Origin of the sequence: Cupriavidus sp. DF5525 (genome assembly GCF_040149425.2) — a bacterium.
GTDB classification, from domain to species: domain Bacteria; phylum Pseudomonadota; class Gammaproteobacteria; order Burkholderiales; family Burkholderiaceae; genus Cupriavidus; species Cupriavidus pickettii_A.
This window is the reverse complement of record NZ_CP168266.1, coordinates 424,752-444,505: the sequence shown is the minus strand read 5'-3', so window position 1 is coordinate 444,505 and position 19,754 is coordinate 424,752. Positions and strand designations below refer to the sequence as shown.

Below are 19,754 nucleotides of genomic sequence, written 5' to 3'. Positions count from 1 at the left end.
CGCCGTGGTAACGATCCTGCCAGCCTCGCCGCGCGCCGCCGCCCATGCGGACCCGGACATGCCTGGGTTCCGCCCGCGCAGCCAGACCGTGCCGCTCGACTGGGCGCGGCTGCGCCGCTACCTCGCCGGGCTCGGCCATGAACTGGACCTGGCGGAGATGCCCAGGCAGTTCGCCGGCGGCCTGGCCAACCTGAACTACCTGATCCGCCTCGACGGGCGCCAGTGCGTGCTGCGCCGCCCGCCGCCCGGTCCGCTGCCGCCCGGCGCCAACGACATGGCGCGCGAGCACCGCGTGCTCGGCAGCCGTCTCTGGCAGCGCTACCCGCAGGCGCCGCGCAGCCTGTTGTATTGCGTCGACCCGGACGTGCTGGGCGCGCACTTCCTGGTGATGGAGTACCGCCCCGGCCTGACCATCGGCGCCGAACTGCCGCCCTGGCTGGACAGCAGCGTCGCCGGCCCGCGCATCGCCCATACGCTGGTCGACCTGCTGGTACAACTGCACACCACCGACGCCGCCGAGGTCGGCCTGGACGATCTCGGCAAGCCCGACGGTTTCCTGTCCCGCGCGATCGAGGGCTGGACGCGCCGCGCCGAAGCCCTCAACGGCGCAGCCCCGCACCCCGCCGTGCGCGAACTGGCGCAGTGGCTGCGCGCGCATTGCCCGCCCGACGGCAAGCCCACGCTGCTGCACTGCGACTTCAAGCTCGACAACGTCGTGCTCGATCCCGAGACCCTGCGCCCGCGCGCCGTGCTGGACTGGGACATGGCCACCCGTGGCCACCCGCTGTTCGACCTGGCCACGCTGCTCAGCTACTGGACCGAGCCGGGCGACCCCGAGGCCGTGCGCGAACTGCGCCAGATGCCGACCACGTCGCCCGGGTTCCCGTCCCGCGCGCAGGTCGCCGAAGCCTATCGCCAGCGCACCGGCTGTGACCTGTCGGACCTGCCGTTCCATCGCGTGCTGGCGCTGTTCAAGCTCGGCGTGGTGTTCCTGCAACTGCATGCGCGCTATCTGGCAGGCGCCACCACCGAGTCCAGGTTCGCCAGCTTTGGCCGTATCGGCCGGTCGATCCTGGACTTCACGCATGACATCGCGCACGGACGCGCAAGCTAGGCGGACGACAGATCCGCAACCATGGAGACAAGCCAGATGGACTTCACCTTACCCGATTCGCTGCAAGCGCTGCGCGCGCGCACCGCGGCGTTTATCCGCGACGAAATCATCCCGCTCGAGGCCGATCCCGGACGCGGCGCGCACGGCCCCACCGAAGCGCTGCGCGTGGAACTCAATCACCGCGCACGGCGCGCCGGGTTGCTGGCGCCGCATGTGGCCGAGGAATGGGGCGGCCTGGGGCTGTCGCATCTCGGGCGCGCAGTAGTGTTCGAGGAAGCCGGCTATTCCTTGCTAGGCCCGCTGGCGCTGCATTGCGCGGCGCCGGACGAGGGCAACATGCACCTGCTGGAAGTGGTGGCCACCCCTGCACAGAAGGCGCGATGGCTGCGGCCGCTTGCCGCCGCGGAGATCCGCTCCTGCTTCTGCATGACCGAACCCCACCCCGGCGCCGGCTCCGATCCCGGGCTGCTGCAGACCACGGCCGAGCGCGACGGCGAAGGCTACGTGATCCGCGGCCACAAATGGCTGATCACCGGCGCGGACGGTGCCGGCTTCGCCATCGTGATGGCGACCGTGCCGGGAGAAGGCGGCGGGCCGACCATGTTCCTGACCGACATGCAGGTGCCCGGCATCCGCATCGGGCGCATCATCGACAGCATCGACCAGAGCTTCGCGGGCGGCCATGCCGAGGTGTTCTTCGAAGGCTGCCGCGTCGGCCCGGACCAGGTGCTCGGTGAAGTCGGCCAGGGATTGCGCTATGCGCAGGTGCGGCTCGCGCCCGCGCGGCTCACCCATTGCATGCGCTGGTTGGGCGCCGCGCGCCGCGCGCACGACATCGCCACCGCCCATGCGCGCGAGCGCCACGCGTTCGGCAAGCCGATCGGCGAGCACGAAGGCGTTGGTTTCATGCTGGCCGACAACGAGATCGACATCCACATGTGCCGGCTTTCGATCTGGCACACGGCCTGGCTGCTCGACCAGGGCCAGCACGGCAGGCATGAATCCAGCATGGCCAAGGTGTTCTGCTCGGAGGCAATCTTCCGCATCGCGGACCGCTGCGTGCAGGTGCTGGGCGGCCTGGGCGTGACGCGCGATACCGTGGTGGAGCAGATCTTCCGCGAGGCGCGCGCGTTCCGCATCTACGACGGTCCTTCCGAGGTCCATCGCTGGGCCATTGCACGGCGCGCGCTGCGCACGGAGACCGCACGATGAACGACTACGCAAACCTGTTCGACCTGCGCGACCAGGTCGCCGTGGTGACCGGCGGCGGGCGCGGCATCGGGCGCGCGATTGCCGAGGCGCTGGCGGCCCACGGCGCCCGCGTGGTGGTGTGCGGACGCACCGCGGGCACGCTGGATGCCGTGGCCGAGGCCATCCGCGGCCGCGGCGGCGAAGCCATGGCGGTGAGCGCCGACGTCGGTAGCGACGACGATATCCAGCGCCTGCGCGACACCGTGCTCGACCGCCACGGGCAGATCGACATCCTCGTCAACAACGCCGGCATCGATCCGCACTATGCCTCGATGGAGCACACCACCGACGAGGCATGGCGGCAGATCCTGGAGATCAACCTCACCGGCGTCTATCGCTGCTGCCGCCTGCTGGGCGAAGCGATGCTGCCGCGCCGCCAGGGCACCATCGTCAACATCAGCTCCATCGCCGGCCATATCGGCCTGAAGCGGCAGGTGCCCTACGCAGCCTCCAAGGGCGGTGTCGAGCAACTGACCAAGGCGCTGGCGCACGACTGGGCCGAGCATGGCATCCGCGTCAACGCTATCGCCTATGGCTTTGTGCAGACCGACCTGACCGCCGGCGTGGTGGCGCATCCGCATATCGGCGCGAAGCTGTTGTCGCGGATCCCGCTGGGCCGCTTCGGCAAGCTGGCGGACGTGCCCGGCGCCGCGGTGTTCCTGGCCTCGCCGGCCGCGGCCTACGTCACCGGCCACAGCCTGCTGGTGGACGGCGGCTGGACCGCCACCTGAACCAAACCACTGACAGCCATGACCACCGCCCTTGAAGGACTCAAGATCCTGGACCTGACCCGCCTGCTGCCCGGTGCCTTCTGCACGCAGCTGCTCGCCGACTACGGCGCCGACGTGCTCAAGATCGAGCAGCCGGGCCAGGGCGACTACAACCGGCAGTTCGCGCCGATCCACAAGCAGGAGTCGGGCTCGTTCCTGCTGCTCAACCGCAACAAGCGCAGCCTGACGCTGGACCTGAAATCGCCCGAGGGCAAGGAGGTGTTTCTGCGGCTGGCGAGCGAGGCCGACGTCGTGGTGGAAGGCTTCCGCCCTGGCGTGATGGAGCGCCTCGGCCTGCACTATGACGTGCTGGCGGCGGCCAACCCGCGCCTGATCTATTGCGCGATCTCCGGCTACGGCCAGGACGGTCCGCGCGCGCAGGCGTCCGGCCACGACCTCAACTACATGGCGCTGACCGGTGCCTTGCAGCTCTTCGGCACGCCGGCCACGGGGCCGATCGTGCCCGGGCTGTCGATCGCCGACGTCGGCGGCGGCTCGCTGATGGCGGCGGTCGGCATCCTGACCGCGCTGGCGGCGCGCGGTGCCAGCGGCCGCGGCCAGTTCGTCGATATCTCGATGGCCGACGGACTGGTGAGCTGGCTGTGCTACCACGCCGCCGACTACCTGTTCGGCGGCGTCGAGCCGCGCGGCGGCGAGCGGCCGTTCATCGGCCAGGCGCCCTGCTACAACGTGTACCGCTGCGCCGACGGCCGCCATTTGTCGCTGGGCATCATCGAGGCGCATTTCTGGCACCGCTTCTGCGACCTGATCGGGCGGCCGGACTTCAAGTCCATGCAGTGGCCGACGGGCGAGGACGCCCTGCTCCAGCAGGCGATCCTGACCGCGGTGTTCGGCGCCGAGCCATGCGATACATGGGTCGAGCGGCTGGCGCAGGCCGATATCCCGGCCAGCCCCGTCAATACGATGGCCGGGGCCTTTGACGATCCTCAGCTGCGGCACCGCGGCATGCTGCAGCACCTGGACCATCCGGTCGAGGGACGCATTCCGCAACTCGGCTTCCCGATCAAGTTCTCGGCCTCGCCCGGCACGTTCCGGCTGCCACCGCCGCTACTGGGCGAGCACAGCGAGTCGGTGCTCACCGGGCTTGGCTATTCTGCCGGCGAGATCGCGCGCCTACGCGATCTCGCCGTGATCTAGCGCCGTACCTGATAACAATTGCCGTGGCGCCATCGCAGCGCCCAGGAGACAGACATGCCCGACCCGATGAAGGCGTACGCCGACGCCTATCGCCGCTTCCGCTGGTGCCTGCCGGCGACATTCAACTTTGGCCGCGACGTCGTGGATGCGCACGCGCAGCGGCAGCCCGACAAGCTCGCCTTGCTGTGGTGCGACGACAGCGGCGCCGAGCGCCGCCTTACCTTCGGCGACATGCGCACCCTGTCCAACCGCTTCGCCAACCTGCTGGCCGGCGCGGGCGTGCGCCGCGGCGACCGCGTCATCGTGATGCTGCCGCGCATCCCGCATTGGCAGGTGGCGATGGTGGGATGCCTGAAGCTCGGCGCGGTGCCAATCCCTTGCATTGAGATGCTGACCGCCAAGGACGTCGGCTACCGCATCAGCCACGCCGGCGCCACGGCGGTGGTGGCGCACCGCGACAGCGTCGGCAAGTTCGATAGCATTGCCGGCATCGACACCCGCATTGCCGTGGGCGGCGCGCCCGGATGGCTGGACTTTGACGAAGCGCTGGCCGCCTGCGACGCCGATTTCGCTTGCGCCGACATGGCGCCGGACGAGCCGGCCATCCTCTACTACACCTCCGGCTCCACCGGCAATCCAAAGGGCGTGCTGCACGCATCGCGCGCGCTCTATAGCTGGCGCGTGGCCGCCAGCGACTGGCAGGGCCTGCGCGAAGACGACCTGATGTGGTGCACCGCCGATACCGGCTGGAGCAAGGCCGGCACCAGCATCCTGTTCGGGCCATGGTCGGCGGGCACTGCCGTGCTGTTCTACAACGGCCCGTTCGATCCCGCCACGCGGCTGGCGCTGATCGCGCGCCATGGCGTCACCGTGTTCTGCGGCGCCGCAACGGAGTTCCGCCACCTCGTCAATGCGCGCTTTGCGGACTACGACCTGGGCCGGCTGCGCCTGGCGGTCTCCGCGGGCGAGGCGGTCAACCCGGACGTGGTGCGCCGCTGGCGCGAGGGCACCGGCGTCGAACTGCGCGAGGGCTACGGCCAGACCGAGACGCTGATGACTGTGGTGAACCCGCCCGGCGCACCCGTGCGGCCGGGCGCGATGGGACTGCCGCTGCCGGGCTCGACGCTGGCGATACTGGACGAGCAAGGGCATCCCCTGCCGCCCGGCACCAGCGGCCAGCTGGCGCTGCGCCTGCCCAATCCGCAGGTGATGCTCGGCTACTGGAACGACCCGGACCTGACCGCGTCGACCCGCGTGCAGCACGAGGGCACCGAATACTTGCTGACCGGCGACCTGGCCCACGCCGATGCCGACGGCTACCTGTACTACGACGGCCGCAGCGACGACATCATCAGCTCGGCCGGCTACCGCATCGGCCCGATGGAAGTGGAAAACGCGCTGATCGAGCATCCCGCGGTGCTGGAATGCGCGGTGGTGGGCAGCCCCGACGTGGAGCGCGGCGAGATCGTCAAGGCCTTCGTCACGCTGCGGCCCGGCTTCGAGCCAGGCGATGCGCTGGTGCGCGCGCTGCAGGACCATGTCAAGCAGGTCACCGCGCCCTACAAGTACCCACGCGCCATTGCATTCGTCGAAGCGTTGCCGAAGACCGCCAGCGGCAAGCTGATGCGGCGCCTGCTGCGCGAGCGCGAATACGCCGCGCATGCCCCCGATGCATCGCCTCGCCAGCCAGCCTGAGCACCGGCGCCGCCACTCATTGACGCTTTATCGCTTCGGAATACTGATGCCAGCCGGAACCTATCGTTACCTGCCCCTCGAACGGGTGCACTTTGGGCGCCCCACCGCGCAAGTGCTGGCCGAAGAGGCCGACCAGCGCCGCGCCGCACGCATCTTCGTGGTGACCAGCCGCACCCTGAACCGCACCACCGATGCGGTCGGCCGCGCCATCGCCAGCGTGCGCGACAAGGTGGTCGGGCGCTTCGATGCATGCGTCGAGCATGTGCCACGCGACTCGGTGATCGCGCTGGCCAGTGCCATGCGCGAGGCCCGGCCCGACCTGGTCGTCACCATCGGCGGCGGCACCGCGATCGATTCGGTCAAGGTCGCGCTGGTGTGCTTGGCCGAGGACGTGAGGACGGCCGCGGCGCTGGATGCGCATCGCGTACGCGTCGATGCCGCCGGGCAGCGGATCGTGCCGCGCATCGCGCCGCCGCCCTGCCGGCAGATCGCCGTGCCGACCACGCTGTCGGCGGCCGAGTTCAGCGACCTGGCCGGGTGTACCGATACGGCCAGCGGCAGCAAGCACCACGTGACCGCGGAAGGCATCGGCCCCGCCAGCGTGATCCTGGATCCGGCCATGACGGTGCATACGCCGTCGCAGCTATGGCTGTCCACCGGTATCCGCGCGGTCGACCATGCCGTGGAATCGCTCTGTTCGATCGATGCGCAGCCGATGACGAACGCCACCTGCCTGCACGGGCTGGCCATGCTCGCCGGGGCCCTGCGCCGGCACCAGGCCGACCCGGCGGACCACGCCGCGCGGCTGGACTGCCAGCTTGGCGTGTGGCTGTGCGCGAGCGGCGTCAACCGCGTGCGCTATGGCGCCAGCCATGGCATCGGCCATGTGCTGGGCGGCGCGCTCGGCGTGCCGCACGGCATCACCTCTTGCCTGCTGCTGCCGGCGGTGATGCGCTACAACCTCGCGGTGACCGCGCCCGCGCAGCGGGCGATGGCGCGCGCGCTGGGGCAGGACGGCGCCGATGCGGCCGGGCTGATCGCCGCGCTGATCCGCGATCTCGGCTTGCCCACGCGGCTGCGTGAGCTGGAGATTTCGCCGTCGAGCTTCGAGGCGCTGGCGCACAAGGCGCTGGAGAACCAGTGGGTCCGCGCCAATCCGCGCCGCATCGACCGCGCGCAGCAGGTGATCGACATCCTGCAGGACGCCTGGTAACGCCTGCCCCGCCGCAGCCCCCTCAGCGCGAATGCACCTTGAACGCCTCGCCCCGCATCCCCGCGCGATCCACCGCGGCGATGCGGTTACGGCCGTTGTCCTTGGCGTGGTACAGCTGCGCGTCCGTGAGATTGATGAAGGCCGACGCCTCGTCGTGCTCGCCCGGCACGATGGTGCCGATGCCAAAGCTCGCCGTCACGCACTGGTTGTACGGCGAGCGCACGTGCGCGATCGCCTGGCCGGCGATCAGCGCGCGGCAGCGCTCGGCCGTGCGCACCGCGGTCTCGGCGTCGGTGTCGGGCAGCACCATGACGAATTCCTCGCCGCCGAAGCGGGCCAGGAACACCTCCGGCCCGGCGGCCTCCTGCAGCAGGCCGGCGATGCGCTTCAAGCATTCATCGCCTTGCAGGTGGCCGTAATAATCGTTGTAGGACTTGAAGAAGTCGATATCGACCAGGATCAGCGACAGCGGCTTGCCCGAAGCCTGGCCGGCCACCCACTCGCGCTCCATCGCGCGGTCGAACAGGCGGCGGTTGCCGATGCCGGTCAGGCTGTCGCGGAACGACAGGTCCTCCAGCTCCTTCTGCAGCCGCGCCAGTTCCTGCTCGGTGCGCTTGCGTTCGCTGATGTCGAACATAAAACCGATCAGCGAATCGACGCCGCCCTGCGCGTTGCGCACCACGTGCACCACGTCGCGCAGCCAGACGTAGCCGCCGTCGCGGGTCAGCGCGCGGTAGTCGGCCTCATGGTCGGTGCCGGCCTGCGACTGCGCCACGCAGAAATTGACCACCGCGTCGCGGTCGTCGGGGTGCATGCGCTCGGCCCAGTCGTTGACCGTCTTCCAGCTTGACGGCGCCCAGCCCAGCAACGCTTCGATCTGCGGGCCGATATAGGCGAACTCCATCGTGGCCCAGTCGATCTTCCAGGGGATGGCCTTGGTCGATTCCAGCAGCGTCCGGTACACGGCGCTGTCATCGTCGCCGAAGACGCGGTTGGGCGGGGCAAGGGATTCCGCGTGCCGCAGGAAGGCGGCCGGGAGGGTGATCTGCGACTGGTCGGGATGGGTCATGTGGCCTGCCTCGCGGTGGCTGGGTTGGCGCTTGCCTGTACAACGGCAGGTCGTGCCGAATCCTGAAGGGCCCAGGGTCGGACGGGGACGCATTGTAGCCCGCGGACCACACGGCTTTTGCCGCGGTGGCCTATTCAGTCGTCATGGTCTTCATGCCAGCGGCGCCATTCCCGCCGCTGTTCGCGCCATTCACGCTCGCGCCATTTCCGCTCGCGCCACTGTTGCTCGCGCCAGGCGCGACGCTCCCGCCAGTCGTCGTAGTAGCCGGGCGCCACTACCACGGGCTGGGGCGGTGCCACATAGACGGGCGCGGGTTCGTAGTAGACCGGCGGCGGCGCCACGGCATAGCCTGGCACGCCGATGCCGATGTCCACGTTCACACGGGCCTGGGCCGTGCCAGGGCCGATTGTTGCAACGCCTGCAAGGATGCAGGCGGCCAGGATCTTCTGCATGGTGATGTCCTCCTGGCGCGAATGTAGCGAGGCAGTGGCGCAGGAGGTGTTTGCAGAACGTTAGCCGGGTACCGGCTTGTAACAGGCGAGAGAGAGACTGCCAGAAGCCAACAGTTTCACTATTCCTTACAGTTCACGACACCAGAACGATTTATCCTCGCGGGGCAAAAGAACTTTCCCCACAACAAGGAGAATGCAATGAAATCCGCTCTGGCCCTACTGGTTGCCTGCAGCGCGCTGCTCGGCGGCTGCGTGGTCGCCCCCTATGACACCTATGGCGGCGGCCCGGGCTGTCCGCCGGGGCAGGCCAAGAAAGGCAACTGCCGCGTCGACGCCTACGGCAACGAATCCTTCTGCCCGCCGGGCCAGGCGAAGAAGGGACGCTGCTGATCGCGCCGGGCCGGCTGACGCTATTGCGCGGCCGGCCATAGCGGCCGGAAAATGGCATGCGGGCATGCCGCCCGCGGGAGAGTGCCATGCAGCTTCGGTCAATCGGCGGCCTGTGCGCGGCCGCGTTCGTGCTTGGCTCGCTCGGGGCCTGCGCAACCCTGCAACCCGAGCAGACTGCCCAGAAACTGATCGGCAGCCCCGAAAGTGCGGTGCGCGACACGTTCGGCAAACCCACCGAGACCTATCGCCTTGCCGACGGCACCACCCGCTGGATCTGGTCGCGACAGCCCTTCGGCCACGAGGTCTACGCCGCGGATTTCGACGCCAGCGGCAAGCTCACCCGCTATCGCCAGATGCTGACCGAAACCGAGATCTACCGCGCGCAGGTCAATGTCTGGACCAAGAAAGACATCCAGGAACGCTTCGGCCTGCCGCGAGAGCCGGTCCAGTACTACCCCCTGATGAAGCGCGAAGCATGGTCCTACCGGATGTACAAGGACGCTTACCAGACCGCGCACTTCAGCTGCTATTTCGATGACGCGGGCGTGCTGCGCCAGACCATGATCATCGTCGATCCGCTCGGCGGCGACGGGCGCAAAGCGCGCTGAGCGCGCGGTCCGCGCTCGCGCACAGCAGGAAGGCCGGTGCCATTGCCGGCAGCAGGGGCTCCACCGCCCCCGCGCCGTTTTGCGCGCAAAATGTTGGGGATGCGGCAAGCGCCGCCCACCCCTCCATGCGGAAAACGAACGTGACCACTGCGATCCTGCTCGAGAACATCCACCAGAGCGCCACCGCCCGACTCACCGAAGCCGGCCTGCAGGTCGAGCGCCGTACCGGCGCCCTGGCCGGCAGCGAGCTGCGCCAGGTGCTGGCCAGCCATGACCTGGTCGGCATCCGCTCGGCCACCCATCTGCGTGCCGACGATATCCGCAGCGCGCCCGAGCTGCTGTCGATCGGCTGCTTCTGCATCGGCACCTCGCAGGTCGACCTGGAAGCGGCCACCGCCGCCGGCATCCCCGTGTTCAATGCGCCCTTCTCCAACACCCGCTCGGTGGCCGAGCTGGTGGTGTCTGAAGCCGTGATGCTGCTGCGCCGGATCCCGGAGAAGAACACGCTTGCCCACGCCGGCAAATGGGCAAAGGGCGCCACCGGCGCGTTCGAGGCGCGCGGCAAGACCATCGCCATCATCGGCTACGGCAATATCGGCTCGCAGGTCGGCGTGCTGGCTGAATCAATGGGCATGCGCGTGGTCTACTACGACGTGCTGGCACGGCTGTCGCACGGTTCGGCGCGCGCGGCCGGTTCGCTGGAAGAAGCCGTGTCGCAGGCCGAGGTGGTCACGTTGCACGTGCCGGCCACCCCGCGCACGCGCAACATGATCGATGCGCACGTGCTGTCGGCATTCAAGCCGGGCGCGATCCTGATCAACGCCTCGCGCGGCACCGTGGTCGACATTGCCGCGCTCGCGGCCGCGCTGCGCGACAAGCGCCTGGGTGGCGCGGCCATCGATGTGTTCCCGGAAGAGCCCAAGACCAACAATGATCCCTTTGTCAGCGAGTTGCAGGACATGCCCAACGTCCTGCTGACCCCGCACGTGGGCGGCAGTACCGAAGAAGCGCAGGAGAATATCGGCACCGAGGTGGCGGCGAAGCTGGCGCACTTCCTGGCTACCGGCGGCACCATCGGCGCGGTGAACTTCCCCGAGGTCGATCCCGGCCCGCTGCACGCGCCGGCGCGGCTGCTCAACGTGCACGGCAACGCGCCGGGCGCGCTGGCGGCACTGAACACGCTGCTGGCGCAGGAAGGCGTCAATATTACCGGCCAGCACCTGCAGACGCGCGGCCACACCGGCTACGTGGTGACCGACCTGGACCGCGTGCCGTCCGACCAGCTGATGCATGCGCTGCGCACCCATGCGGGTTTTGCCCGTTCGCGGCTGATCCTGCGCCAGGGCGGCGCGGCATAAGGCGACAAGGACAGGGCTGGCAATCCGGGAATTCCGCGCTGCCGGGCCCGCGCCGGCCCCGTCAAACGCAATAGTCACAGAAGTGTCACAACCCTTCAGAAAGTTCTGATTGCGCCGCTATCATGAATGTGGCCCATGCCACCCGCCCCGGTCTCAGTCCAGGCGGATGTTGGAAGCGCGGATGGCCTCGGCCCAGTAGGCCTGCTCCACCTTGACCACATCGGCGAACGCCGCCGGCGAACTGCCCTTGAGCACAATGCCGAGGTCGACCATGCGCGCGCGCAGGTCGGCGTTGGTCAGCACCCGGTTGACATCGGCCGAGACCTTGTCGACGATGGCGCGCGGCGTTGCCGCCGGCGCGAACAGCCCGATCCAGCCCTGGCGCTCCAAACCCGTCACGCCCGCCTCCTGGAAGGTCGGCACGTCGGGCAGCAGCGGCGAGCGCCCCTGCCCCGCCACCGCAATCACCTTGAACTTGCCGCTGCGCGCATGCTGCCGCGCGGACACCGCGGCGACCATGCCGGCAGGCAGTTGCCCGCCGAGCAGGTCATTGAGCAGCGGGCCCTCGCCCTTGTAGGGCACGTGGGTCAGCGGCACCCTGGCGTTGCGGCCGAAGATTTCCATCTGCAGGTGGCCGCTGGAGCCCAGCCCGTAGGTGCCATAAGGCAGCGGCTTGCCCAGCTTCTGGATGTAGTCGGCCAGCTGCCTGGCGTTGGCGACGGGCAGGTCGGGCTGGACCACCAGCGCCAGGTGCGCGGTCGCCAGCTCAGAGATCGGCGCGAAGTCGCGCACCGCGTTGTAGCTGGCCTTGCTGTAAAGGATCGGTGCCTGCACCAGGCCGGTCAGCGCGAACAGCAGCGTGTAGCCGTCCGGCTCGGCCCTGGCCACCATGTCGGCGCCGATCATGCCGCCGGCGCCGGGCCGGTTGTCGACCACTACCGCCTTGCCCCAGGCCTTGGCCAGCCCGTCGGCGATGGTGCGCGCGACCACGTCGCCGGTACCGCCCGCGGCATACGGCATCACGATGCGCACCGTGCGAGTCGGGAACTCGCCGCCCTGTGCCCATGCCACCAGCCCGGTTCCCGCCAGCGCCGCGCCCGCGACGCCCAGACTCATTTGCTGCAGAACCCTGCGCCTGCCTTGCTCCATATCCTGTCTCCTGGTTTCCTAATACCCGGCAACGGCGGCGCTTCGCCGCCGCCCTGCCATGCGCCCCGGCCCCGGCGGCCTCTGCGTGCCTTGTCCGGGAGCGGGCCCGCGCCATGCCCGCGCGTGCGGGCCACTTTAGAAGCGGACGGCGCCAGTGTCGTCGGTCGAAGGGAGGAAAATCCGGCGCGCGCACGAATCGTCCAAACGAACTAGGACGCAACCCTGAGGCCAATGGAAGAATGCTTTGCACCCGATGCCGTTGCACCGGGATATGCCGGATACCGCACAGCACGGTACAACCAGCGCAGGAGACAGCCTTGCATCGATTTGCCCACCACCCCGGCGCCAGGCCGCAGCAGCGTGCCCCGGCGGTGCTCGCGTCCAAGCTCGCGCCGCCAGTGGCCCACCCCGTCATGCTGGATCGCCCTCACCTGGTGGCGCTTATGGCCGAAGCGCCGGCCGCGCGCGTGATCCTGCTGCGGGCCGCAGCGGGCTTTGGCAAGACCACGCTGATGCAGCAACACGCGGCCCATTGCGCGGCGCAGCATCGCGCCACGGTGTGGCTGCGGCTGGACGCGGCCGACAACGACCTGGAACGGCTGCTGGTCCACCTCGATGCCGGCCTGGCCGCGCTGCGTGGGAAACGCCGCGGCCGCGCCAACGGCGCTGACCCGGACGGCGCCAGCGGCCCGCGCCTGGCGCAGCGCATCCTCGAGCAGGTGGCCGGCGCGTCGCAGCCCTTCGCGATCCTGCTGGACGACCTCGAGACCATCCAGAGCGCGCCCGCGCTCGACTTCGTGCAGCAGCTGGTCGAGGTCATGCCGCCCGACGGCACGCTGGTTATCGGTTCGCGCGCGGCGGCGGAAATCGGGCTGGGCCGCCTGCGGGCCCGCGGCCACTTGCTGGAGATCCCGCCCGCCGCGCTGCGCTTTTCCGTCGACGAGGCCACCGTGCTGCTGCGCGGGCGCTGCGGCCTGCCGCTGCGCGACTGCGACATCGCCACGCTGCACCGCTGCACCGAGGGCTGGGCCACCGCTATCTACCTGGCCGCGCTGTCGCTGCAGCAGCGCAGCGACCACGCCGCCTTTATCGCGGCGTTCTCGGGCACGCACCTGGAACTGGCCGAGTTCCTGGCGGAGGACATTCTCGCGCGACAATCGGACGCGTGCCGCGCCTTCCTGCTGGAAACCAGCGTGCTGGGCCAGCTCAGCGCGCCGCTGTGCGATGCGCTGACCGGCCGCGGCGACGCGCGCGAGATGCTGGAGCAGCTCGAGCGCGCCAACCTGCTGCTGTTTCCCCTCTACGCCGAGCGCACCTGGTACCGCTACCACCGGCTCTTTGCCAGCTTCCTGCAGCACCGGCTGGCGCTGCAGGCGCCCGAACGCGCGCCGCAGTTGCACCAGGCTGCAGCGCGGTGGTACCTGGCACACGGCTATCCGATCCCGGCGGTGGACCACCTGCTGCAGGCCGGCCGCCACGACGAAGCGCTCACCGCCATCGCCAGCCAGTCGGTCACGCTGCTCGGCACCGGCCGCGTGCGCCTGCTGCTGCGCTGGTTCGACCAGGTACCGATAGCGGCGCTGGCCCGGCAGCCCGCGCTGGCGCTGACGCGGGCGTGGGCGCTGCTGCTGAACCGCCGCCACGCGGAGGCGATGGAGGCGATCGGGCCTTTCCTCGGGGAGGACCTGGATACCACGGGCCACCATGACGACGAGCGCGCACACCTGGCGGTGGAGGCCGAGACCATCCGCTGCGTACTGCTGGCCATGACCGACCAGGTAGAAGCCTGTCGCGATACCGCCGGCGCCCACCTGCACCGGCTCGCGCCGGAACAGCGCTTCCAGTACGGCATCCTCGCCAATTCGCTGGCCTACACGCTGATCTGCACGCACCGCTACGACGAAGCGCGCAGCGTGTTGTCCCGCGCGATGCAGCGCGTGCAGCAGCCGCTGCCGATGCGCTGCATCACCGACTGCCTGGAAGGCGTGATCGACCTGGTGCAAGGGCGCCTGGGCAATGCGCTGGCTCGCTTCCGTGCGGCGTCGGATGTAGGCTGGGCCGGCTGGAACGCATCGCCGGGGGAATTGGCCGGCGGCAAGCCCTCCAGCGATATCTTCTGGGCGCTGGCGCTGTACGAATGCGATGCCCTCGACGAAGCCGGCCGGCTGCTGGCCAATGCGCTGCCCTACGGCAAGTGCAACGGCCCGCCCGACTCCGTCATTGCCTGCCACGTGCTGACCGCTCGGCTGGCGCTGGCGCGCGGCGACCGCGGCCAGTGGTTGCAGCGTCTGGCCGAACTTGAGCAGCTTGGCCAGCAGGCCGATGCGGCGCGCGCGGTGTGCTCGGCGTGGCTTGAACGCGCGCGCGTGGCCACGCTCGACGGCCAGCTCGACGCCGCAGCGCAGGCGCTGCGCGCGGCGGACCTGTACGGCGACTGGGAAGCGCTCGACGCGGCTGGCCATGCCAACGATGTCGACCGGCCGTCGATCGCGCACTGCCGGCTGCAGATCGCGCGCGGCGACTGCGCGCAGGCGCTGGACGCGCTCGATGCCGCCATCGCCACCGCCCTCGCGCGCCAGCGCTGCTGGCGCCTGATCCGGCTGCGCATCCTGCGCGCCGCCGCGCTCGACGGCCTGGCGCGCCGCGACGCTGCACTGCAAGAAATCACCGAAGCCCTGCGACTGGCCAGCCACGAGGGCTTCCTGCGCACATTCCTGGATGAAGGCGAGCGCGTAGCCGGGCTGCTGCGCGCGTGGGCCGCGGCGCATCTGGCGCAGGCCGCCGCACTGGGCGTGGCCGCGCCCTTCGTCGCCACCCTGCTCGAGCGGGTGCCGGCAACACATCTGCCGGCGCAGCCTGCAGCGACGCCGGCGGCCTCCGCAGGCCAGCCCGACCCGCTGACCGGGCGCGAACTCGAAGTCCTGCACATGCTTTCGGCCGGCTACCGCAATCGGGTAATTGCACAGAAACTGTTCCTGTCCGAGCTGACCGTCAAGTCTCACCTGCGGCGCATCCACGCCAAGCTGGGCGCCCAGAGCCGCACTGAGGCCGTCGCCCTGGCACGCACACGCGGCCTGATACCGTAAGCGCCCCACGCCGCCTTCGCGAGTGCAGTCTTGACACCTTGATTCCCGCTACCTTTAATTGGGTAACACATCAGGTGCCTTGCCTGACCACGCTCGCCGATTACTTCAAGCCATGATGGAAACCGGGGAAGTCCACGATCCGCAGCGCAAGAAGGAAGAACTGCGCAGCTTCCTGTTCCTGACCGCCGTGATGGTGCCGGTGCTGTCGGTCATCATCGTGGCCGGCTATGGGTTCATTGTCTGGATGACCCAGCTGGTCAGCGGCCCGCCATCGCATTGAGCGCATTGATTCATTGAGCATTACCCGCCCGCGCGGGATTGCCAGATAAAAAAAAGCTGCAGCACAGACTGAAACGGCATAGAACCGGAGCTTGCACATGCCCGCTGCAAGACGTGCTATCCCCATCCAGCCCATCCAGCCGGTAGCGGCCGGCGACGAGTGGCATATTGCCGGCATCGTCGTGCATGCACTGCCCGCCAGCCTGGCGCGGGTGCGCACCGCGATCGAGGCCATCACCGGCGCCGAAGTCCACGCCGCCAGCGATACCGGCAAGCTGGTCGTGACCATCGAAGCCCCCACCTCCCGTGCCATCGCGGCACACCTGACCTACCTGCACCAGCTCGAGGGCGTGCTGTCCGCCGCGCTCGTCTATCAGCACAACGAAGACGCCGAGGCGATGAACGAGGAAATAAGCGATGAAACTCTCTCGTCGTGATTTCATCAAGCAGACCGCCGTGGCCGCGACCGCGTCGGTGGCCGGCGTGACGCTGCCGGCCGGAGCCGCCAATTTCGTCACCGACAGCGACATGACCAGGCTCAAGTGGTCCAAGGCCCCCTGCCGCTTCTGCGGCACCGGCTGCGGCGTCACGGTGGCGGTCAGGGACAACAAGGTTGTCGCCACCCAGGGCGATCCGCAGGCCGAGGTCAACAAGGGCCTGAACTGCGTCAAGGGCTACTTCCTGTCGAAGATCATGTACGGGCAGGACCGGCTGACCAAGCCGCTGCTGCGCATGAAGAACGGCAAGTACGACAAGAACGGCGAATTCGCCCCGGTTACGTGGGAGCGCGCCTTCGACGAGATGGAGCGCCAGTTCAAGCGCGTGCTGAAGGAAAAGGGCCCGACCGCGGTGGGCATGTTCGGCTCCGGCCAATGGACGGTGTGGGAAGGCTATGCCGCCTCCAAGCTCTACAAGGCGGGCTTCCGCTCCAACAACATCGATCCCAACGCGCGCCACTGCATGGCATCGGCGGTGGCGGGCTTCATGCGCACTTTCGGCATGGACGAGCCCATGGGCTGCTATGACGACTTCGAAGCCGCGGACGCCTTCGTGCTGTGGGGCGCCAACATGGCGGAGATGCACCCGATCCTGTGGACCCGCATCACCGACCGGCGCCTGAGCCACCCCAAGACGCGCGTGGCGGTGCTGTCCACCTTCACGCACCGCTCCTTCGACCTGGCCGACATCCCGGTCATCTTCACGCCGCAGACCGACCTGGCGATGATGAACTACATCGCCCACTACATCATCAAGAACAATAAGGTCAACAAGGACTTCGTCAACAAGCACACCGTGTTCAAGGAAGGCGTGACCGAGATCGGCTACGGCCTGCGCCCCGAGCACCCGCTGCAGAAGGCTGCCAAGAACGCTGCCGACCCGGGCGCAGCGAAGCCGATCACCTTCGACGACTTTGCGCGCTTTGTCGCCAAGTACGACGCCGACTACGTCAGCAAGCTGTCGGGCGTGCCCAAGGCCAAGCTCGACCAGCTGGCCGAGCTCTATGCCGACCCCAACGTCAAGGTGATGTCGCTGTGGACCATGGGCTTCAACCAGCATACGCGCGGCAGCTGGGCCAACAACATGGTCTACAACCTGCACCTGCTGACCGGCAAGATCGCCACGCCGGGCAACAGCCCGTTCTCGCTGACGGGGCAGCCGTCGGCATGCGGCACCGCACGAGAGGTGGGCACTTTCTCGCACCGGTTGCCGGCGGACATGGTGGTGACCAATCCCAAGCACCGCGCGGAGGCCGAGCGCATCTGGAAGCTGCCCGAGGGCACCATCCCCGACAAGCCGGGCTACCACGCCGTGCTGCAGAACCGCATGCTCAAGGACGGCAAGCTCAATGCCTACTGGGTGCAGGTCAACAACAACATGCAGGCCGCCGCCAACCTGATGGAAGAAGGCCTGCCGGGCTACCGCAATCCCCAGAACTTCGTGGTGGTGTCAGACGTTTATCCCACCGTGACCGCGCTGGCCGCCGACCTGATACTGCCCAGCGCGATGTGGGTCGAGAAGGAAGGCGCCTACGGCAACGCCGAGCGCCGCACCCAGTTCTGGCACCAGCTGGTCGATGCGCCGGGCGACGCGCGCTCCGACCTGTGGCAGCTGATGGAATTCTCCAAGCGCTTCAAGATCGAGGACGTCTGGCCCGCGGACCTGATCGCCAAGAAGCCCGAGTACCGCGGCAAGACCCTGTTCGACGTGCTCTACCGCAACGGCCAGGTCGACAAGTTCCCGCTCAAGGAAGTCAACGCCGAGTACCACAACGCCGAAGCCAAGGCCTTTGGCTTCTACGTGCAGAAGGGTCTCTTCGAAGAGTATGCGAGCTTCGGCCGCGGCCACGGCCATGACCTGGCGCCGTTCGACGCCTACCATGAGGCGCGCGGGCTGCGCTGGCCGGTGGTCAACGGCAAGGAAACCCGCTGGCGCTACCGCGAAGGCAGCGACCCCTACGTCAAGGCCGGCACCGGCTTCCAGTTCTACGGCAATCCCGACGGCAAGGCGGTGATCTTTGCCCTGCCCTACGAGCCGGCCGCCGAATCGCCGGACAAGGAATACCCATTCTGGCTGGCCACCGGCCGCGTGCTGGAGCACTGGCATTCCGGCTCGATGACGCGGCGCGTGCCCGAGCTGTACCGCGCCTTCCCCAACGCCGTGGTGTTCATGCATCCGGAGGACGCCAAGGCGATGGGACTGCGCCGCGGCGTGGAAGTGGAAGTGGTGTCGCGGCGCGGCCGCATGCGTTCGCGCGTGGAAACCCGCGGGCGCGACGCACCGCCGCGCGGGCTGGTGTTCGTGCCGTGGTTCGATGCCAGCCAGCTGATCAACAAGGTGACGCTGGACGCGACCTGCCCGATCTCGCTGCAAACCGACTTCAAGAAGTGCGCGGTCAAGATCGTCAAGGTCTAGCGCCGCCAATCCAGAGGGAGACGCCATGAAGCCGAGCCGATCCTGGACCCGCCTGCTGGCCCTGTGCACGCTGCTGCTGGCGGTGCTGGCGCTGCCGTCGGGCACGCCCGCACGCGCGCAGGGCCTGGTCGACGCGATGCGCGGCCCCACCGCCATCGGCAACGAGCCCAAGCCGCCGCTGCTCTACCCGACCGAGAACAAGGACATCCGCCGCACCCGCAACTACACCATGCAGCCGCCCACGATCCCGCACAAGATCGACGGCTACCAGGTGGACAAGGACTTCAACCGCTGCATGTTCTGCCACGCGCGCACACGCACCGAGGAGACCCAGGCGATCCCGGTCAGCATCACCCACTACATGGACCGCGACAACAATGTGCTGGCCGACGTGTCGCCGCGCCGCTACTTCTGCACGCAGTGCCACGTGCCGCAGGCCGAGGCCAAGCCGCTGGTGGGCAACTCCTTCGTCGACGTCGAGGAGTTGCTCAAGCGCAAGCCCGGCAAGCCCGGCGCGACGGGCGCGAAGGGCACGGCCAACTAGCCGCACCGGGGCCTGGCCAGGCACGTCAACAACCATAACAGCGGATGCGCGCCATGCTCGACCTGATCAAGCGCTACTGGCGAACCATCAACCGGCCCAGCGCCTATTTCAGCCTGGGCTTCCTGACGCTGGGCGGCTTTATCGCGGGCGTGGTGTTCTGGGGCGCGTTCAATACCGCGCTGGAGCTGACCAACACCGAGCAGTTCTGCACCGGCTGCCACGAGATGCGCGACAACGTCTACCAGGAACTGCAGGGCACCATCCACTTCACCAACCGCAGCGGCGTGCGCGCCAAGTGCTCGGACTGCCATGTGCCGCACAACTGGACCACCAAGATGGCACGCAAGATGCAGGCGTCCAAGGAGGTCTGGGCCAAGATCTTCGGCACCATCGACACCCGCGAGAAGTTCCAGGCGCACCGGCTGGAGCTGGCCCAGCACGAGTGGGCGCGCTTCAAGGCCAACGACTCGCTGGAATGCCGCAACTGCCACGACTACCAGTCGATGGACTTCACGCGACAGAGCCCGCGCGCGCAGGAGATGCACTCCACCTACCTGGCCAACAAGGAGAAGACATGCATCGACTGCCACAAGGGCATCGCGCACCGGCTTCCCGACATCTCGCAGGCCCAGGAGAAATGACGCGTGCCTGTCCGCTCGTCTGCCCTGCCATCCGAACTGCTGCCTGAATCCCCACTTTGCGCCA

Annotated in this window: 18 protein-coding genes; 15 read left to right on the top strand and 3 right to left on the bottom strand. The window is 68.6% G+C overall.

The features are described from left to right. The first annotated feature begins 4 nt into the window (after window positions 1-4). The 6 genes from ABNX08_RS23200 to ABNX08_RS23175 are packed head-to-tail and all read left to right on the top strand — an operon-like array spanning window position 5 to window position 7,201. The gene (locus ABNX08_RS23200; protein WP_022538045.1) at window positions 5-1,114 is read left to right on the top strand and encodes a phosphotransferase family protein; all 1,110 of its coding nucleotides are present in this window, start codon (window positions 5-7) and stop codon (window positions 1,112-1,114) included. A gap of 36 nt (window positions 1,115-1,150) precedes the next feature. Next, entirely contained in the window at window positions 1,151-2,326 is a 1,176-nt protein-coding gene (locus ABNX08_RS23195; protein WP_022538044.1) for an acyl-CoA dehydrogenase family protein, read from the top strand. Then, entirely contained in the window at window positions 2,323-3,096 is a 774-nt protein-coding gene (locus tag ABNX08_RS23190; protein WP_022538043.1) for an SDR family NAD(P)-dependent oxidoreductase, read from the top strand. Before ABNX08_RS23195 ends, ABNX08_RS23190 begins: the two co-directional genes overlap by 4 nt. Window positions 3,097-3,114: 18 nt before the next feature. After that, on the top strand, window positions 3,115-4,293 hold the full coding sequence (locus ABNX08_RS23185; RefSeq protein ID WP_022538042.1) for a CaiB/BaiF CoA-transferase family protein: 1,179 nt from the start codon (window positions 3,115-3,117) through the stop codon (window positions 4,291-4,293). A 54-nt stretch (window positions 4,294-4,347) separates the two neighbouring features. Next, window positions 4,348-5,988: an acyl-CoA synthetase gene (locus ABNX08_RS23180; protein ID WP_022538041.1), complete on the top strand. Its 1,641-nt coding sequence runs from the start codon at window positions 4,348-4,350 to the stop codon at window positions 5,986-5,988. Between the two features lie 46 nt (window positions 5,989-6,034). Further along, window positions 6,035-7,201: an iron-containing alcohol dehydrogenase gene (locus ABNX08_RS23175; RefSeq protein WP_022538040.1), complete on the top strand. Its 1,167-nt coding sequence runs from the start codon at window positions 6,035-6,037 to the stop codon at window positions 7,199-7,201. 22 nt (window positions 7,202-7,223) lie between these two features. Here ABNX08_RS23175 and ABNX08_RS23170 read toward each other — a convergent pair whose 3' ends face one another. Continuing rightward, window positions 7,224-8,270, bottom strand: a complete 1,047-nt coding sequence (locus tag ABNX08_RS23170) for a sensor domain-containing diguanylate cyclase (protein WP_022538039.1) — start codon at window positions 8,268-8,270, stop codon at window positions 7,224-7,226. Between the two features lie 134 nt (window positions 8,271-8,404). Beyond that, entirely contained in the window at window positions 8,405-8,722 is a 318-nt protein-coding gene (locus ABNX08_RS23165; protein ID WP_022538038.1) for a hypothetical protein, read from the bottom strand. Between the two features lie 198 nt (window positions 8,723-8,920). Between ABNX08_RS23165 and ABNX08_RS23160 the strand changes: the two genes are divergently transcribed. From ABNX08_RS23160 to serA, 3 genes are all read left to right on the top strand, one after another. Next, window positions 8,921-9,112, top strand: coding sequence for a hypothetical protein (locus ABNX08_RS23160; RefSeq protein ID WP_022538037.1), 192 nt, complete (start codon window positions 8,921-8,923; stop codon window positions 9,110-9,112). 86 nt (window positions 9,113-9,198) lie between these two features. After that, complete coding sequence (locus ABNX08_RS23155) at window positions 9,199-9,720, top strand: hypothetical protein (RefSeq protein ID WP_022538036.1); 522 nt, start codon at window positions 9,199-9,201, stop codon at window positions 9,718-9,720. 125 nt (window positions 9,721-9,845) lie between these two features. Next, a complete protein-coding gene (gene serA, locus ABNX08_RS23150) occupies window positions 9,846-11,078 on the top strand; it encodes a phosphoglycerate dehydrogenase (RefSeq protein WP_022538035.1) in 1,233 nt (410 codons plus the stop codon). A 153-nt stretch (window positions 11,079-11,231) separates the two neighbouring features. On the opposite strand, the gene ABNX08_RS23145 is transcribed toward serA, so the two are convergent. Continuing rightward, window positions 11,232-12,227: a tripartite tricarboxylate transporter substrate binding protein gene (locus ABNX08_RS23145; protein WP_022538034.1), complete on the bottom strand. Its 996-nt coding sequence runs from the start codon at window positions 12,225-12,227 to the stop codon at window positions 11,232-11,234. A gap of 317 nt (window positions 12,228-12,544) precedes the next feature. Between ABNX08_RS23145 and ABNX08_RS23140 the strand changes: the two genes are divergently transcribed. The 6 genes from ABNX08_RS23140 (at window position 12,545) to ABNX08_RS23115 (ending at window position 19,690) form a co-directional block, all read left to right on the top strand. Beyond that, the gene (locus tag ABNX08_RS23140) at window positions 12,545-15,313 is read left to right on the top strand and encodes a LuxR C-terminal-related transcriptional regulator (RefSeq protein ID WP_022538033.1); all 2,769 of its coding nucleotides are present in this window, start codon (window positions 12,545-12,547) and stop codon (window positions 15,311-15,313) included. A 115-nt stretch (window positions 15,314-15,428) separates the two neighbouring features. Continuing rightward, complete coding sequence (gene napE, locus ABNX08_RS23135) at window positions 15,429-15,593, top strand: periplasmic nitrate reductase, NapE protein (RefSeq protein ID WP_041681722.1); 165 nt, start codon at window positions 15,429-15,431, stop codon at window positions 15,591-15,593. Between the two features lie 97 nt (window positions 15,594-15,690). Beyond that, on the top strand, window positions 15,691-16,029 hold the full coding sequence (locus ABNX08_RS23130; protein WP_022538031.1) for a chaperone NapD: 339 nt from the start codon (window positions 15,691-15,693) through the stop codon (window positions 16,027-16,029). Beyond that, window positions 16,010-18,505: a periplasmic nitrate reductase subunit alpha gene (gene napA / locus ABNX08_RS23125; protein WP_022538030.1), complete on the top strand. Its 2,496-nt coding sequence runs from the start codon at window positions 16,010-16,012 to the stop codon at window positions 18,503-18,505. Before ABNX08_RS23130 ends, napA begins: the two co-directional genes overlap by 20 nt. A 25-nt stretch (window positions 18,506-18,530) precedes the next feature. Continuing rightward, on the top strand, window positions 18,531-19,049 hold the full coding sequence (locus tag ABNX08_RS23120) for a nitrate reductase cytochrome c-type subunit (RefSeq protein ID WP_022538029.1): 519 nt from the start codon (window positions 18,531-18,533) through the stop codon (window positions 19,047-19,049). A gap of 53 nt (window positions 19,050-19,102) precedes the next feature. Further along, window positions 19,103-19,690: a cytochrome c3 family protein gene (locus ABNX08_RS23115; RefSeq protein WP_041681972.1), complete on the top strand. Its 588-nt coding sequence runs from the start codon at window positions 19,103-19,105 to the stop codon at window positions 19,688-19,690. The last annotated feature ends 64 nt before the right edge of the window (window positions 19,691-19,754 follow it).

Coding starts and splice junctions, on each gene's coding strand:
- ABNX08_RS23195 (WP_022538044.1), top strand. CDS start 1,151: ATGGACTTCACCTTACCCGATTCGCTGCAAGCGCTGCGCGCGCGCACC.
- ABNX08_RS23190 (WP_022538043.1), top strand. CDS start 2,323: ATGAACGACTACGCAAACCTGTTCGACCTGCGCGACCAGGTCGCCGTG.
- ABNX08_RS23185 (WP_022538042.1), top strand. CDS start 3,115: ATGACCACCGCCCTTGAAGGACTCAAGATCCTGGACCTGACCCGCCTG.
- ABNX08_RS23180 (WP_022538041.1), top strand. CDS start 4,348: ATGCCCGACCCGATGAAGGCGTACGCCGACGCCTATCGCCGCTTCCGC.
- ABNX08_RS23175 (WP_022538040.1), top strand. CDS start 6,035: ATGCCAGCCGGAACCTATCGTTACCTGCCCCTCGAACGGGTGCACTTT.
- ABNX08_RS23170 (WP_022538039.1), bottom strand. CDS start 8,270: ATGACCCATCCCGACCAGTCGCAGATCACCCTCCCGGCCGCCTTCCTG.
- ABNX08_RS23165 (WP_022538038.1), bottom strand. CDS start 8,722: ATGCAGAAGATCCTGGCCGCCTGCATCCTTGCAGGCGTTGCAACAATC.
- ABNX08_RS23160 (WP_022538037.1), top strand. CDS start 8,921: ATGAAATCCGCTCTGGCCCTACTGGTTGCCTGCAGCGCGCTGCTCGGC.
- ABNX08_RS23155 (WP_022538036.1), top strand. CDS start 9,199: ATGCAGCTTCGGTCAATCGGCGGCCTGTGCGCGGCCGCGTTCGTGCTT.
- serA (WP_022538035.1), top strand. CDS start 9,846: ATGCGGAAAACGAACGTGACCACTGCGATCCTGCTCGAGAACATCCAC.
- ABNX08_RS23145 (WP_022538034.1), bottom strand. CDS start 12,227: ATGGAGCAAGGCAGGCGCAGGGTTCTGCAGCAAATGAGTCTGGGCGTC.
- napE (WP_041681722.1), top strand. CDS start 15,429: ATGGAAACCGGGGAAGTCCACGATCCGCAGCGCAAGAAGGAAGAACTG.
- ABNX08_RS23130 (WP_022538031.1), top strand. CDS start 15,691: ATGCCCGCTGCAAGACGTGCTATCCCCATCCAGCCCATCCAGCCGGTA.
- napA (WP_022538030.1), top strand. CDS start 16,010: ATGAAACTCTCTCGTCGTGATTTCATCAAGCAGACCGCCGTGGCCGCG.
- ABNX08_RS23120 (WP_022538029.1), top strand. CDS start 18,531: ATGAAGCCGAGCCGATCCTGGACCCGCCTGCTGGCCCTGTGCACGCTG.
- ABNX08_RS23115 (WP_041681972.1), top strand. CDS start 19,103: ATGCTCGACCTGATCAAGCGCTACTGGCGAACCATCAACCGGCCCAGC.